Source organism: Lentzea sp. NPDC036949 (assembly GCF_055608075.1).
On the sequence record NZ_JBVJRA010000005.1, the window covers coordinates 379,860 to 392,959 of the forward strand.

The 13,100-nt window shown below is 71.3% G+C and carries 15 protein-coding genes; 5 read left to right on the forward strand and 10 right to left on the reverse strand.

Annotated features, from left to right (window positions below):
• The first annotated feature begins 31 nt into the window (after window positions 1-31).
• On the forward strand, window positions 32-433 hold the full coding sequence (locus tag ACZ7CD_RS17300) for an SAM-dependent methyltransferase (RefSeq protein WP_360398718.1): 402 nt from the start codon (window positions 32-34) through the stop codon (window positions 431-433).
• On the opposite strand, the gene ACZ7CD_RS17305 is transcribed toward ACZ7CD_RS17300, so the two are convergent.
• The 7 genes from ACZ7CD_RS17305 to ACZ7CD_RS17335 are packed head-to-tail and all read right to left on the reverse strand — an operon-like array spanning window position 416 to window position 8,332.
• Window positions 416-2,122, reverse strand: coding sequence for a DUF2264 domain-containing protein (locus ACZ7CD_RS17305; RefSeq protein ID WP_360398721.1), 1,707 nt, complete (start codon window positions 2,120-2,122; stop codon window positions 416-418). The two genes, ACZ7CD_RS17300 and ACZ7CD_RS17305, sit on opposite strands and share 18 nt — an antisense overlap.
• The gene (locus tag ACZ7CD_RS17310; RefSeq protein WP_470368674.1) at window positions 2,119-3,069 is read right to left on the reverse strand and encodes a hydroxyacid dehydrogenase; all 951 of its coding nucleotides are present in this window, start codon (window positions 3,067-3,069) and stop codon (window positions 2,119-2,121) included. Before ACZ7CD_RS17310 ends, ACZ7CD_RS17305 begins: the two co-directional genes overlap by 4 nt.
• A complete protein-coding gene (locus ACZ7CD_RS17315; RefSeq protein ID WP_470379222.1) occupies window positions 3,066-3,899 on the reverse strand; it encodes a carbohydrate ABC transporter permease in 834 nt (277 codons plus the stop codon). Before ACZ7CD_RS17315 ends, ACZ7CD_RS17310 begins: the two co-directional genes overlap by 4 nt.
• The gene (locus ACZ7CD_RS17320; RefSeq protein ID WP_470379223.1) at window positions 3,896-4,774 is read right to left on the reverse strand and encodes a carbohydrate ABC transporter permease; all 879 of its coding nucleotides are present in this window, start codon (window positions 4,772-4,774) and stop codon (window positions 3,896-3,898) included. Before ACZ7CD_RS17320 ends, ACZ7CD_RS17315 begins: the two co-directional genes overlap by 4 nt.
• Complete coding sequence (locus ACZ7CD_RS17325) at window positions 4,771-6,069, reverse strand: ABC transporter substrate-binding protein (RefSeq protein WP_470379224.1); 1,299 nt, start codon at window positions 6,067-6,069, stop codon at window positions 4,771-4,773. The genes ACZ7CD_RS17320 and ACZ7CD_RS17325 overlap by 4 nt, the downstream gene beginning before the upstream one ends.
• Window positions 6,070-6,102: 33 nt before the next feature.
• Window positions 6,103-7,134, reverse strand: coding sequence for a substrate-binding domain-containing protein (locus ACZ7CD_RS17330; RefSeq protein WP_470379225.1), 1,032 nt, complete (start codon window positions 7,132-7,134; stop codon window positions 6,103-6,105).
• A 7-nt stretch (window positions 7,135-7,141) separates the two neighbouring features.
• The gene (locus tag ACZ7CD_RS17335) at window positions 7,142-8,332 is read right to left on the reverse strand and encodes an MFS transporter (protein ID WP_470379226.1); all 1,191 of its coding nucleotides are present in this window, start codon (window positions 8,330-8,332) and stop codon (window positions 7,142-7,144) included.
• A gap of 48 nt (window positions 8,333-8,380) precedes the next feature.
• On the opposite strand from ACZ7CD_RS17335, the gene ACZ7CD_RS17340 reads away from it, so the two are divergent.
• From ACZ7CD_RS17340 to ACZ7CD_RS17355, 4 genes are all read left to right on the forward strand, one after another.
• Complete coding sequence (locus ACZ7CD_RS17340; protein ID WP_470379227.1) at window positions 8,381-8,824, forward strand: helix-turn-helix domain-containing protein; 444 nt, start codon at window positions 8,381-8,383, stop codon at window positions 8,822-8,824.
• 89 nt (window positions 8,825-8,913) lie between these two features.
• Complete coding sequence (locus tag ACZ7CD_RS17345) at window positions 8,914-9,165, forward strand: hypothetical protein (RefSeq protein WP_360398745.1); 252 nt, start codon at window positions 8,914-8,916, stop codon at window positions 9,163-9,165.
• Entirely contained in the window at window positions 9,158-9,427 is a 270-nt protein-coding gene (locus tag ACZ7CD_RS17350) for an SH3-like domain-containing protein (RefSeq protein ID WP_458433449.1), read from the forward strand. Before ACZ7CD_RS17345 ends, ACZ7CD_RS17350 begins: the two co-directional genes overlap by 8 nt.
• A complete protein-coding gene (locus ACZ7CD_RS17355) occupies window positions 9,420-10,010 on the forward strand; it encodes a nitrile hydratase subunit alpha (RefSeq protein WP_470368681.1) in 591 nt (196 codons plus the stop codon). The genes ACZ7CD_RS17350 and ACZ7CD_RS17355 overlap by 8 nt, the downstream gene beginning before the upstream one ends.
• Before the next feature lie 12 nt (window positions 10,011-10,022).
• On the opposite strand, the gene ACZ7CD_RS17360 is transcribed toward ACZ7CD_RS17355, so the two are convergent.
• The 3 genes from ACZ7CD_RS17360 to ACZ7CD_RS17370 form a co-directional block, all read right to left on the reverse strand.
• Window positions 10,023-10,571 carry a hypothetical protein gene (locus ACZ7CD_RS17360; protein ID WP_470373256.1) on the reverse strand — a complete coding sequence of 183 codons (549 nt, stop codon included), beginning with the start codon at window positions 10,569-10,571 and terminating at the stop codon, window positions 10,023-10,025.
• Between the two features lie 111 nt (window positions 10,572-10,682).
• Entirely contained in the window at window positions 10,683-11,144 is a 462-nt protein-coding gene (locus tag ACZ7CD_RS17365) for a hypothetical protein (protein WP_360398757.1), read from the reverse strand.
• Window positions 11,145-11,202: 58 nt separating this feature from the next.
• Window positions 11,203-12,870: a peroxidase family protein gene (locus tag ACZ7CD_RS17370; protein WP_458433451.1), complete on the reverse strand. Its 1,668-nt coding sequence runs from the start codon at window positions 12,868-12,870 to the stop codon at window positions 11,203-11,205.
• Window positions 12,871-13,100: the final 230 nt, after the last annotated feature.

Below are 13,100 nucleotides of genomic sequence, written 5' to 3' on the forward strand. Positions count from 1 at the left end.
CCGCCCGCCGCACTGCCGCATCATGTGGACCATGAGCGAGCGTCTGCGCCGGGTGGTCGGCCGGCTCGGCGTCCGGCCCCGCGACCGGGTGCTGGAGATCGGCTGCGGCCAGGGCGTGGCCGCCGGGCTGGTGTGCGAGCTGCTGTCCACCGGGACGCTCACGGCGATCGACCGGTCGGTGAAGATGGTGGAGGCCGCGACCCGGCGCAACGCGGCGCACGTCGCGTCCGGCAGGGCCGAGTTCCTGATCGCCTCGCTGGAGGACGCGGACCTCGGCGACCGCCGGTTCGACCTGGTCTTCGCGGTCAGGGTCGGGTTGTTCCACCGCGACCCCGGCCGTGCGCACGAGCTGGTGCGGCCCTGGCTGGCACCGGACGCGCGCGTGCTGTCTTTCTTCGACGAGCCCGGTGTCGCCTCAGCGCGGCTCCCCTGACGGGCCGCGCGGCGCGTCGAGGCTCTGCCGCAGGACCTCCTCGGCCCTGGCCCGCCAGTCCGCGGTCTCGTCGACCACGCCGTTGAGCACGGCGACGGCCACCAGCGTGACGGTGCCCTGGACGTCCGCGGTCAGCGCCGGGACCACCGGGGCGGCGGTGAACGCGGTGCCCTGCGGTGCTTTGTGCCGTGCGGTGCCGGTCCAGCCGGCGACCGGGACGAGCGCGGACGGCAGGTCGGTGGCCCAGCCGGTGAGCTCGGCGCGGGTGCCGGGCGGGGCGCCGACCACCCGGTGGATGCGCAGCTCCTGGTCGTCCCACACGGCAGTGACGCTCTCGACCCGCAGGCCGGGCACCATCGGCTGGTGCGCGTCGAACACCGGGCGGTGCGCGGAGGCGGCCCAGTTGTCCCGCGCGCCGAGCGGCTGGATGCGGCGGCGGACGCTGCGGTCGCCGTTGACCGTGAGGCAGAGGTGGTTGTCGGCGGTGTTGTGCCGCGCTGTCGGGCCCGTGGCGGTCGAGTAGGCGAAGCGGCCGTAGAGCGGGTCGTCGTCGGTCGCGTGCTCGCCCTCGAACGGGCGGACGTGGTCGCTGCCGTGGTTGTGCAGCCGGGTGATGCCGTTGTGCCGCTGGACGAGCAGCCCCGGTCCCGGGAGTGCGAGCACGCGGTCCTCCTCGTCGGCCTGCTCCTCCGGTGCGGTCCACAGCGGGTGGTCCGGTCCGGCGAGCAGGCAGACGAACGCCTTGCTGGCCCAGTACGGGGAGGCGGGACCGGAGTAGGGCTGCAGCGACGCCTCGTGCGGGCCGTGCCAGCCGAGGCTGAGCAGGCCGTCGGTGAGGGCGCCGCGGTCGAGGAAGTAGCGGAGGTTCCGGCCGATCAGGTCGCGGGACCGGCCTGGGCTCAGCGGCGTCTCGCCGGTGACCGCGCCGAGGGCGATCGCGGCCGAGGCGGCGAAGCGGTAGGTGAGCGACCGTCCGAAGTAGACAGGGGCGCCGTCCGCGCCGAACAGCAGGGCGAAGCTCTCCAGGTGCTCCCCGAGGTGGGTGGTGACCGGTGTGCCGCCGAGGTGCGCGTCCAGCGCCGGGTAGAGGTGCAGCGCCCAGCCGTTGTAGTGGTCGAACGCGCGGCCGTCGCCGTCGGAGTACCAGCCGTCGCCGACGTACCAGCCTTCGAGCAGCTCCATCGCGCGGTGCCGCGCCTGGCGGGTCTCGGCGTCTCCCCTGCCCACGGCGTCGAGGAACGACGCGACGGTGTACGGGAAGAAGTACCAGTTGTTGGCGGCGGGCACGTGCCGGAGCGCTTCCCGCAGCCACGCCTCGGCGCGGTCCTGCTGGGCTTCGCTCAGCCCGTCCCACAGCCACGGCTTGGTGAGGCGCAGGCCGAGTGCGACCGACGCCGACTCGACCATCGGCTGACCGACGTCGGTGATCGCGGGCCACTCCCCCGCCGTTCCCGCGGTGAGGCCGGCCGCGTAGCGCTCCAGCAGGTTGTCCGGGTCCTCGCCGTGGGCGGTGCGGAAGGCGGCGGCGAGGAACGTCCGCGCGTAGCCCTCCAGGCCGTCGGAGCGGACACCGCTGCGCGAGGGCCGTCCGGGCAGGTCGAGGAAGGCGTTGTCGGGTGAGGCGTGCCGCCAGGCGGCGGCCAGCAGGTCGTCGGCGGTGCGGACCCAGTGCTCGCGGCTGAGGCTCACGCGATGTGCTCCCGTCGTTCGGCCGGTACCGGTGTGGCGAAGGGTTCGCCGCCCGCCCACCTGCGGACCTCGGCGACGGCGTGCTCGGCGAGGCGGCCCCACTCGTTGCCCTGCGACCCGGCGAGGTGCGGGGTGATCAACACGTTCTCGTTGCGCCACAGCGGGTGCTCCGGCGGCAGGACCTCGGGGTCGGTCACGTCGAGCACGGCCCGGATGCGGCCGGCCTCGTCGGCGAGCGCGTCCTGGTCGACCACGGCGCCGCGGGCGGTGTTGATGAGCACGGCGTCGTCGCGCAGGAGGCCGAGCAGCTCGCGGCTCACCAGTCCCCTGGTCTCGGGCAGCAGCGGGGTGTGCACGGTGACGACGTCGCTGCGGCGGAACAGGTCCTTGAGCGACACGGACTCGGCACCGTCCACGCAGGACACGAACGGGTCGTGCACCAGGACGTGGAAGTCGTGCGGGCGCAGCAGTTCGACCACCCGCCTGCCGACCAGCGAGGCGGACAGGACGCCGACGGTGGTGCGGAAGTTGCCGACGGTGCCCGGGACGTCGTAGAGCCCCATCTGCCCGGTCTCGCGGTAGTCGCGGGCGCGTTCGAGCACGCGTTTGCCGCTCAGCAGGATCATGGCGAGCGCGTACTCGGCGACCGGCACGGCGTTGGCGGGCGCGGCGCTGGACACGGCGATGCCGCGGTCCCAGCAGGCGTCGGTGACGAAGCCCTTGACGGACCCGGCGGTGTGCACGATCGCCTTCAGGCTCGGCAACCGGCGCAGCACCTGTTCGGTGATCGGCGGGCAGCCCCAGCCGGTGACGAGCAGGTCGACGTCGGGCAGCTCGTCGAGGTCCCCGGTGACCGGCCCGAAGTCGCAGAGCTGCCGGAGCCGGTCGAGCACGGGCGCGAGGACTGCGGCCTGCGCCTGCGCCGACATCGCGGCCGCGGCCCTCACTTGACGGCTCCCGCGGTCAGGCCGGCCCGCCAGAACCGTTGCAGCAGCAGGAAGGCGACGATCAGCGGCAGGACGGCGAGCAGCGATCCCATGATCACCACCGGGAAGTACTCGGGGCTGACGGTGGCGGAGCTGTTCCACTGGTAGAGGCCGAGGCTGACCGGGTAGAGCTTCTGGTCGGACAGCATGACCATGGGGAGGAAGAAGTTGTTCCAGATCGCGGTGAGCTGGAACAGGAAGATCGTGACCGCGCCGGGGCCGAGCATGCGCAGCGCGACCTTGAAGTAGGTGCCGAGGTCGCCGGCGCCGTCGATGCGGGCGGCCTCCAAGACCTCGTCGGGAACGTAGCCCTGGCTGAAGATGCGGCCGAGGTAGACGCCGAAGGGGTTGAACAGCACCGGGATGAACACCGCCCAGAACGTGTTGACCAGCCCGGCCTCGGACGCCATCAGGTAGAGCGGCAGCGCGAGCACGGTCTGCGGCACCATGACGGCGGCGAGGACGAGGGCGAACAGCTTCTCCTTGTGCCGGAACGCGTACTTGTCGAACGCGTAGCCGGCGGCGATGGAGACGAACGCGCTGACGGCGGCACCGACGACCGCGTACAGGACGCTGTTCAGGTACCAGCGGCTGTAGAGGCCCCTGTCCATCGCGAAGAGCTCCTTCACGTTGTCGGCGAAGGAGAAGTCGCTGAGCGAGAGCAGGTCGCTCTGGAACAGCGCGTCGACGTTCTTCGTGGCGGCGAGGACGAGCCACAGCACCGGCAGCAGGGTGTAGAGGACCGAGATGCCGACGACGGCGTTGACCGCGGTGCGGCCGAGGAGGGTCATCGGGCCGCCTTCCTGTTGGTCCAGCGGGTGATGGCATAGGACAGCGCGACCGTGAACGCCAGCAGCACCACGGACGCGGCGGCGGCGAGGCCGTAGTTGTTGCGGGTGAAGGCGGCGTCGTAGATGTACATGCTGGGCGAGAAGCGGGCGCTGATCACCGGGGTGGACTGGCTGAGCAGCACCGGTTCGGTGAACAGCTGCAACGCCCAGATGAGCGTGAACATCGAGACGGTCACGATCGCGGCCTTGACCAGCGGTGTCTTGATCCGGATGGCCTGCTTGACCGGTCCGGCGCCGTCCACGACGGAGGCTTCGAGCACCTCGCGCGGCACGGCCTGGAGCGCGGCGTAGAAGATCACCATGTTGTAGCCGAGGTTCGACCACAGGGCGATGTTCACGATGGACGGCAGGACGGTGTGGATGCCGAGGAAGTTGATCCGGACGTCGGCGTGGGCGAACAGGTCGATGATCGGGCTGAGGCCGGGGGTGTAGAGGTAGAGCCAGATCAGCGCGGCGATGATGCCGGGCACCGCGTGCGGCAGGTAGAGGCCCATCTGCGCCCAGTCGCGCAGCTTCGCGACGCCGGAGTCGAGCAGGAGCGCGAGGGTGAGCGCGCCGACGACCATGACCGGGAGGTAGATCAGGCAGTAGAGGACGACGGTGAGCAGACCGGAGCGGAAGGTGGGGTCGCTGAGCACGGCGGCGTAGCTGCGCAGGCCGACGAACACGGTGCTCTCGGGGCCGAAGCCGAGGCCGGGCTGGTCCTGGGCGAAGAAGCTCAGCCAGACCGCGGTGCCGGTGGGGATGAGGAAGACGGTGGTCAGCAGCAGGAAGAACGGCGCCATCAGGACGGCGCAGGCGAGCTTGCTCCTCACCGGTCGACCTCCTCTGTGGACAGTCCGAGCGCCTTGAGGTCGGGCATGGTGCCGCTCTGCGCTTCCCTGACGGCGTCGAGCAGGGTGCCCTCGCCGGCGCCGGCCCTGGCGAAGCCGTCCTGCATGACCTTCTGGGTGGCGGTCATCCGCGGGCCCCACACCCAGCCGTCGAGGATCTTGTCGGCTTCCTGCTTGAAGAGCCGGTAGACGTCCTGGCCGCCGTAGTAGTCGCTCGGGAACGCCTTGGCGCCCGCCTCGACCAGGCCGGGTGCCACCGGGTACTGGCTGCTGGTGCCGCTCTTGAGGCGGGCGGTGAGCGCGTCGGGGTGGGTGGTCTGCCACTCGATGAACTCCATGGCGGCCTCGGGTTCCCGGCAGTCCCTGGTGACCGCGAACGTGGAGCCGCCGTGGGTGCCGACGTGCGGCCGGTCCCAGATCGGCATGGGGGCGATGCGCCACTTGCCCTTCTGCCCGGGGCGGGCGCGCATCTGGGCGCCGGCGTCCCAGGCGCCGCTGAGCCGCGTCAGCACGAGGTCCTGGCCGAGCTGGGCGTCGTGCTGCTTGCTGTCGGCGGCGTTGCGGAAGACGAGGTCCTCGTCGATGAGGCCCTGCCAGTAGCCGGCGACCTTGCGGGTGGGGCCGTCGGCGAGGCTGACCTGCCACCTGCCCGCGCTGGTGTCGAACCACTTCGCACCGGCCTGCCAGGCGAAGCAGGCGAACTGCGTCGCGCCGTCGGTGGGGAAGAGCGCGAGCCGGCGGTGCGGGTGGCCGGCCCTGACCTTCCGCGCCAGTGCGGTGAACTCGTCCCAGTCCCGCGGCGGCTGGTAACCGCTTTCCGCGAACAGGTCGGCGCGGTAGTGCAGGACCATCGGCTCGACGTCGAGGGGAACGCTGAACACGCGGTCGTCGAACGTGGTGAGCTTGAGGGCCTGGGGCAGCAGCTTCCGCTTGACGCGGTCGGTGACGAGGTCGGTGATGTCGCGGGCCACGCCGTCGATGGCGTAGCCGGGGACCTGCGGGTACTCGATGGTCGCGACGTCCGGTGCGTTGCCCGCGCGGGCGGCGTTGCTGAGCTTCGCGTAGCCGCCCTGACCGCCGGAGGGGATCTGCTGGAAGACCACCCTGATGCGGTTCTGCGAGGAGTTGAACGCGTCGACGACCTGCTGACTACCGCGCAGTGCCGACCAGAAAGTGATCTCTACCGGACCTCCGGCACCGCGGCGTTGCGGAGTGGAGCAGGCCGCCAGTGGTGCCGCGAGACCCGCCGCGAGGAGCGTGCGACGACTCAGGCGCATACGACGCATCCTGATCGCCTGATCGCTTTTGCGTCAAGAAACGGTCAAACGCTCAGTCGATGACCGGACCTTCAACTCGGGCAGCAGCTCGATCCGTTCGCCGGTCGTGCTCTCCCCGCGCAGCTTCCTCAGCAGCAGCTCGGCGGCCACCCGCCCGACCTCGGTCTTCGGTGGCGCGACGGCGGTGAGCGGGATGCTGCCGAGCGCCGCGACCACGTCGTCGTAGGCGACGACGGAGACCCCGCCCGGCACGCTCACCCCGGCGTCGACGAGCTGCTGGACCAGGATCAGCGCGTCCACGTCACCGTGCAGGACCATCGCGGTCGCCTTGCGGGCCTTCACGACCTCCACCAGGCCGAGCCCGGGGTCGCTGCCCATCGCGACCGCCAGGTCGAGCCCCTCGCGGGTGATCTTGGCAAACGCTTTCCGCAACGCCCGCGCCGTCGGGCTGTCGTCCCGCGCGGCCAAGACGACCCGCCGGTGCCCGAGCGCCCTGAGGTGCTCGACGGCGAGCTGCATGCCGTACCAGTGGTCCGAGCACACCGAGCTCATGGCCCGCAGCGCCCCGCCCGGCCGCCGTTCCATGAGGACGGTCGGCACGCCGGTCCCGGCCAGCCACGAGTCAGCGAGCTCCTCCTCGTGCGTCCGCCACCGCGGCGCGATCAGCAGGCCCTGCACGGGTTCCTGCAGCGCCCGTTCGACGATCGGCCGCTCCGCGCCCCTGACCTGCGGCGCGATGTGCAGCACCACCCGCAGGCCGGCCTCTTCGAGGGCTTTGCGGGCACCGTTCATCGTCTCGTACAGGTAGGTGTGCCGTTCCGGGACGACCAGCGCGACCGCGCCGTTGACCTGCTGGTGCACCACCGGTTGCGCGACCGGCACCAGTGACCGCACCACGCCGTGCCCGCGCCGCAGCCGCCCGCTCTGCGCCAGCTCCTCGACGTCGCGCCGCACGGTGACGACCGAGACGTCCAGCTCGGTCGCGAGGTCGCTCACCCGCACCGCACCGCGTGAGGCGACCACGGCCAGGATTCGCTGCCTGCGCACTTCGCCGACCTCGCGCATGGGCCTCCTACCGCGCCACTTCCCTGATCGTTTGACCGTTTGCCGGGAGCATAACCCGCGGTGTCGCGACCGCACCGGCAACCGCGCCGGCCGCCGTGACCCCGGCCGCCACGAACGCCGCCGTCCGCACGGACGTGCCCTCGGCGATCAGCGGCCCCGCGACCGCACCCACGACCGTCGCAAACGCTTCCACCACCAGGAAAACGGCGCTGATCCGCCCGAGGAACCCGTTGGGCACGACCCGTTGCAGCACCGTCTGCGGCACGACCAGCGCCACCGACCCGCACACCCCGACCACCACCGCCGCCCCGGCCGCGCCCACCGTCCCGCCCGCCGTGAACAACCCGACGAACCCCGCCGCAACCCCGAGCTGCGCCACCGCCAGCACCGTCCGCGGCTGCACCCGGCCCACCCACCGGTTGACCACCGCTCCGGCGAGGAACCCGATCCCCAGCGCCGACAACACCACCCCGACCTGCGCCGCACCTCCCAGCTCCCGCACCCCGAACGGCACCAGCACCGCCGACAACGACGCGTTCGCCGCGAGGAACACCCCGCTCAACGGCAACAGCACCCGCGCCACCGGCACCCCGGCGAGCACCCTGATCCCCTCCCGCAGCCCAGGCTTCGCCACCCCTGCCACCGACCGCGCCCTCGTCAACGCGATCGCACCCGCCGACACCAGGTAACTGGCGACGTCGACGACCACCAACGCCTCGAACCCGGCCCACACCAGCAACACCCCACCCAACGGCGGCCCCACCAACCGCACGACGCCGTCGGTGGCGGCGTTCCACGAGTTGGCACTCGTCAGCCGCTCCCCCACCCCGACCACCGCCGGCACGAAGGCCTGCGCCGCAGGCCGAAAGGCCACCGCCCCGGCACTTTCCACGACCACCGCCACGTAGATCGCGGCCGGCGTGCCCACCACCATCCCCGCAACCGCACCGGCCCGCACAAGATCGGCCACGACCATGACCCGCCGCCGATCCCACCGGTCGACCACCACTCCGGCCCACACGCCGAGCAGCAACGCCGGCAGGTGCTCCGCCGCCAACGCCAGCCCGGTCGCGACCACCGACCCGGTCACCGCGTACACGTGCGCCGGCACCGCCACCACCAACAGCCACGACCCGAGCAGGCTCACCGCACGCCCGCCCCACAACAGCCGGAAATCCCGAAGCCCCCAGGCGCTCATACTCACAAGATAGAGACAGCCCTGGAGTGTTCTGTCAAGATAGGCAGTGTGAACGCTTCTTCCGCGGACTCGTCGGACTCTCCGGGCTCTCTGGGCTCGACCCTGCGCGCCCTTCGCCAGGCCACCGGCCGCACGGTCGCGTCGGTGGCCGCCGACGCCGGCCTCTCGGTGCCCTACATCGCGAACCTGGAGAACGACCGCGGCAACCCCACAGCCGGCGCGCTGACCCGGCTGGCCACGGCGCTGGGCACCACGCTGCGAATCGAGTTCGGCGCCCCGGCCCCGGCAGCTCCGGGGCCGGCCGCGCTGCCGCCGTCACTGGTCCGGCTGCGGCGCACCGAACGGTTCCGGCGGGCGGTGGCCGAGCTCGACGCCGATCCGGGCGACGTGATCACGGCGCTGGCGGGGCTTGCGCGGGTGGTGGACGGCGGTGAGCAGGACTGGTGGCGGGTGCTGGATGCGCTGGTGCTGATTGCGCGGCATCCGGCGTGAGCGGGTGTCACCTCGCTCGACACAGCTCCCACTTCCCCAACACAGCCCCAACAGCGCAGAATCGCCCCCAAGCCCAGGAGGGAGCACAGATGCCGAGGCTCAACGACGTCGGCGGCCAGACCACGTTCGGCCCCGTCGAGGAGGAACTGGACGAACCGCCGTTCCACCACGACTGGGAGGCCCACGTGCTCGCCATGAACCGGTCGCTGATCGGGCGCGGCATCTACAACCTCGACGAGTTCCGGGACGCGGTCGAGCGGACGATGTCGCACGAGTCGTCCTACTACGAGAACTGGTTCCGGGCGATCGGGACGTTGCTGCGGGAGAAGGGCCATGTCTGAGCGGTACGGGATGGGCGCGCGCGTCCGCACGTCCACAGTGGACCCGGACCACCACACGCGGCTGCCGCACTACGCGCGCGGCAAGCGGGGGACGGTGGTCGGCAGTGAAGGTGCGCACCCGTTGGCCGATGACCGGGCGCGGGGGTTGGACGTGCCGCCGCAGCCGGTGTACGCGGTGCGGTTCACGGCGCGGGAGTTGTTCGGGCACGGCGATCACACGGTGACGCTGTCCTTGTGGGAGGACTACCTCAGCGATGACTGACCATCACGACGACGCCCCGATCGCGGCGCAGGTGCGCGAGCTCGAAGCGCTGCTGGAGGAGAAGGGGTTGCTGGACGCGCGGGAGCTCGACCGCGCGTTGGAGGCGTTCACGGCGAACGCCTCGCCGGCCAACGGGTTCCGGGTGGTCGCCAGGGCGTGGGTCGACGAGGACTTCAAGGCGAGGCTGCTCGACGACGCCAACGCCGCCCTGCCGGCGATCGGCCTGTCCATGAGCAGTGGTCTTCAGGTGCAGGCGCTCAAGGTCGTCGAGAACACGCCGGACGTGCACAACGTGGTCGTCTGCACGCTGTGCTCGTGCTACCCGATCGCGCTGCTCGGGCCGTCGCCCACCTGGTACAAGAGCCCGGCCTACCGCTCGCGAGTCGTCACGCACCCGCGTGAGGTGCTCGCGCAGTTCGGGTTCGTCCCGCCCGACGACGTCGAGATCCGGGTGTGGGACGCGACCGCCGAGACGCGGTACCTCGTGCTGCCTCGGCGCCCTGCGGACACCGAGCACCTCGGCGAGGACGAACTGCGGGCGCTGGTCACGCGCAACGGCCTGATCGGCACCGCAGCCGTCTGAAGCAGTCAGGGACTAGTGCGACACGGGCTCGACGCAGCTGCCCTCACCGGTGGTGCCCTGCACGAACAACCGGATCACGCCCGCCGACAGGTCGCCGTTCAGGCACGTAACCCGTTGTCCCGCCCTGGTCTCCATCGAGAAGAACACCAGCGTCGGCCGCTGTTCGACGTGGGGCCGGTGCTCGGCGAGCGCCTTGCGGACGGGGGCGGCGGACAGGTCTCCGGCTGCGCAGATCGGTTCGAGTACCGGGAGGACCCGTTTGATCAGGTCGCGGCCGGCCTGCACCCCGTCGGCGGGCAGCGACTTGCGCTGCTTCCACCTGTTGTTCTCCGCGTTGTGCGGTGCGACGTCGGGGCCGACACCCGCGGTCGGCCCGTCGAGGGGCGCGGCGGGCGGCTGCTCGACGACCGGTTCCGGGATCTGCTCCTCGACCTTGCACGGCCCGGTCACCGCCACGGTCAGGCCGGGCGGGTCCGGCGGTGGTGTCGGCACGACCTCCACCGTCGGCGCGCACGCGGCGCAGCACAGCAGTCCGACCAGTGCCCCCAGCACTTTGCCCATGACCGCAGACTCTTGCACAAAACGCCGGCGCGCGCGTCCGATCGCCGCAAAGCAGTCCCCCGGCCCGCAACGCGAGGAGCCGCCCGGCCCCTGCGGCCGAGCGGCTCCGCGTCACCGCACCCGCGAGTGCGATGAGGCGATGACCACCGCGGCGGCGACGGTCACCAGGTTCTTGAGGACGTACTGGGCCTCGAACGTCGGCTGCACCGGTCCCGCCCACATCTCCGCGGGGAAGAGCACCAGCGGTGTCGACACCACGACGACGTGACCGACGAGCAGTGCCGCGCTCACGAGGGGAACGCGGAAGCTCAGCAGCACCAGCGCGATCGCGATCTCCGTGAGGGCGGCCGTCACCCTCGCGAGGTCCCCGTGGACGATCCCGAACGTCAGTGCGGACACCGTGCGTTCAACGAGGTCCTGTGCGGGACTGCCACCGGGGAAGAGCTTCAGCACGCCGAACCAGAGGTACACGATCCCCAGTCCGATGCGCAGCAGCGGTGTGCCGGCCTCACCCGCGAACCGGGTGAGCCTTTCCTCCGCGCTGTGCCGGCGGGTCATTCCTGGACGCAACATCGATCTCCCTCTCCTGTCTGGCTGCCACCACCCGGCCAGACAGGAGGAACGAGGGGGATCAGGCGCCGGACGGCCCGGCGACCGGGTCGCCCAGCGGGTTCAGCAGGTCCACCTTGCCCTCGAACGCGAACAGCAGCAGGTCGACCATCCGGAACGTCGAGCTGTCCGGTCCGAGCGTGGGCCGCCAGTACGGCGAGCGCACGATCGAGATCCGGCTGCCCTCGATGGCCCGGTGGAACACCTCGGCGGTGATGCGGCCTCCGACGGGTCCCAGCCGCCCGCTGTTCAGCTCCGCCTCGCGCAGCACGTAGAACCACAGCGGCGTCGCCTCGACGAGCTCCGCCTTCTGCTCGTCGGTCAGCGCGTCGAGCGACACGCCTCCCGGTCCGCCGGTCAGGAGCTGCTCGGCGGTGAGCGGTTCGACGCCCATGAGCCCGGCCATCTGCTGGCCGCTCGCGAGGTCCATCATGCCGGCGCGGGTCAGGTTCCGGAACGCGAGGTTGCGCTCGACGTCCCGGAACTGCGTGCCGCGGCCGCCGAACGTGCCCGCCGGCAGTGCGGTGAGCGGGTTGACCAGCAGCGTGTCGATCTCCTTCGCGACGTTGCCGCCACCGATCTCCGCGGGCGGCACCAGGTCGTCGCGTCCGGCCTCGGCGAAGTCGTAGAGCCGCCGGAAGTCCGCGATCCAGTTGCTGGGCAACGTGAAGATCGGGCCCCGGTTGACGTCGTCGAGGTCGGCGGGCGTCTGCGAGCTCGGGTCGAAGTTGCCCGCCACGCCGGTGAACGTGAACAGCGCGAACAGCGTCGCGATCCCGCCGGGACCGGTCGAGTTGAACACCCGGTTCCACTGGTAGGCGCCGCGGATCATGCTGTGCCCCAGCCGGTACGACGCGACCGAGAACTCGATCGGCATCGTCGGCGTGTTGTCGCGGCCGTGGCAGCGGCCGGGCACCTCGAAGAACCGGCGGCCGTTGGTGAAGACGTCGTCCACGATCGCCGGGTCGACGATGCGCGGCAGGAAGTCCGTCTTCAGCATGTACTGGTAGTGCCGCACCACCAGCTCCTTGGCCGCGCGGAACAACCGCTCCCCGGTCAGGCCGGTGAGCGCGAGCTCGTCGACCACCCGGTTGTGGAAGCGGATGAACGCCAGGTGCGTCTGCGCCACCACCAGGTTCTCGTCGTTGCGCGCGTCCGGGATCAGCGGCAGCCGCCGGTCCGCCGCCGTGCCCGCGTCCCCGCCGCGGCGCGGCAGGTCGAAGCCCTCGAACGGCACGTTGGTGCCCTCGTCCGGGAACGGCACCGGCGTCGTCGTGCCGACCTTGAGCTTCACCCCGTCCTCGGCGTAGAACACCCGGTCGTCGCGGTCACGCGGCCCCCGCCCGTAGACCGAGTCGAGGTCGAGCGCCGGCGAGCGGCCCTGCAGCAGCTCGTCGAGGTTGACCTCGCTGCCCAGCTGCGCCTCGGTGCGGTCCATCGTGAGGTCGTGGTCCACGAACTGCCCGAGGTAGGTGAACCCCGCCGGCACGGCCGGGTCCTCCGAGTCGGGCTGCGCCACGGCCGGGCCGGGCGCCATCGCGGTCGCGAGCGCCACCCGCAGCTCCTCGCTCGTCCCGGTGCCCTTGGGCCCCAGGCGCGAGAACCGGAACCGCCGCAGCTCCTCCGTCGTGGAGGGCCGGCGGGTGGTGGCCTCGCCGTTCTCGCCGAATTCCAGCACACCTTCGCCCACGACGAAGAAACTGTCGCGCGAATGCCTTTTCATGTGTCCCCCTGTGTTCCCCTGATCCAGGCGACCTGTTCTCCCCAACAAGCACCTGCCCCAACGCCAGTCTCCAGACGGTGGAAAACACCGTCGAAGCTTTCGAGGAAACCCAAAACGTCGTCACGCAGCGGATACGAGGCGGTCGGAATGATTTTTTTCGAAAGGATCTTCCGACAGCCACGCCGGGCGGCCTGGAA

Bases quoted from the DNA above. Each gene is read 5' to 3' on its own strand.
- ACZ7CD_RS17315 (WP_470379222.1), bottom strand. From the start codon at position 3,899: ATGACCCTCCTCGGCCGCACCGCGGTCAACGCCGTCGTCGGCATCTCG.
- ACZ7CD_RS17330 (WP_470379225.1), bottom strand. From the start codon at position 7,134: ATGCGCGAGGTCGGCGAAGTGCGCAGGCAGCGAATCCTGGCCGTGGTC.
- ACZ7CD_RS17300 (WP_360398718.1), top strand. From the start codon at position 32: ATGAGCGAGCGTCTGCGCCGGGTGGTCGGCCGGCTCGGCGTCCGGCCC.
- ACZ7CD_RS17350 (WP_458433449.1), top strand. From the start codon at position 9,158: ATGTCTGAGCGGTACGGGATGGGCGCGCGCGTCCGCACGTCCACAGTG.
- ACZ7CD_RS17325 (WP_470379224.1), bottom strand. From the start codon at position 6,069: ATGCGCCTGAGTCGTCGCACGCTCCTCGCGGCGGGTCTCGCGGCACCA.
- ACZ7CD_RS17360 (WP_470373256.1), bottom strand. From the start codon at position 10,571: ATGGGCAAAGTGCTGGGGGCACTGGTCGGACTGCTGTGCTGCGCCGCG.
- ACZ7CD_RS17335 (WP_470379226.1), bottom strand. From the start codon at position 8,332: ATGAGCGCCTGGGGGCTTCGGGATTTCCGGCTGTTGTGGGGCGGGCGT.
- ACZ7CD_RS17355 (WP_470368681.1), top strand. From the start codon at position 9,420: ATGACTGACCATCACGACGACGCCCCGATCGCGGCGCAGGTGCGCGAG.
- ACZ7CD_RS17345 (WP_360398745.1), top strand. From the start codon at position 8,914: ATGCCGAGGCTCAACGACGTCGGCGGCCAGACCACGTTCGGCCCCGTC.
- ACZ7CD_RS17365 (WP_360398757.1), bottom strand. From the start codon at position 11,144: ATGTTGCGTCCAGGAATGACCCGCCGGCACAGCGCGGAGGAAAGGCTC.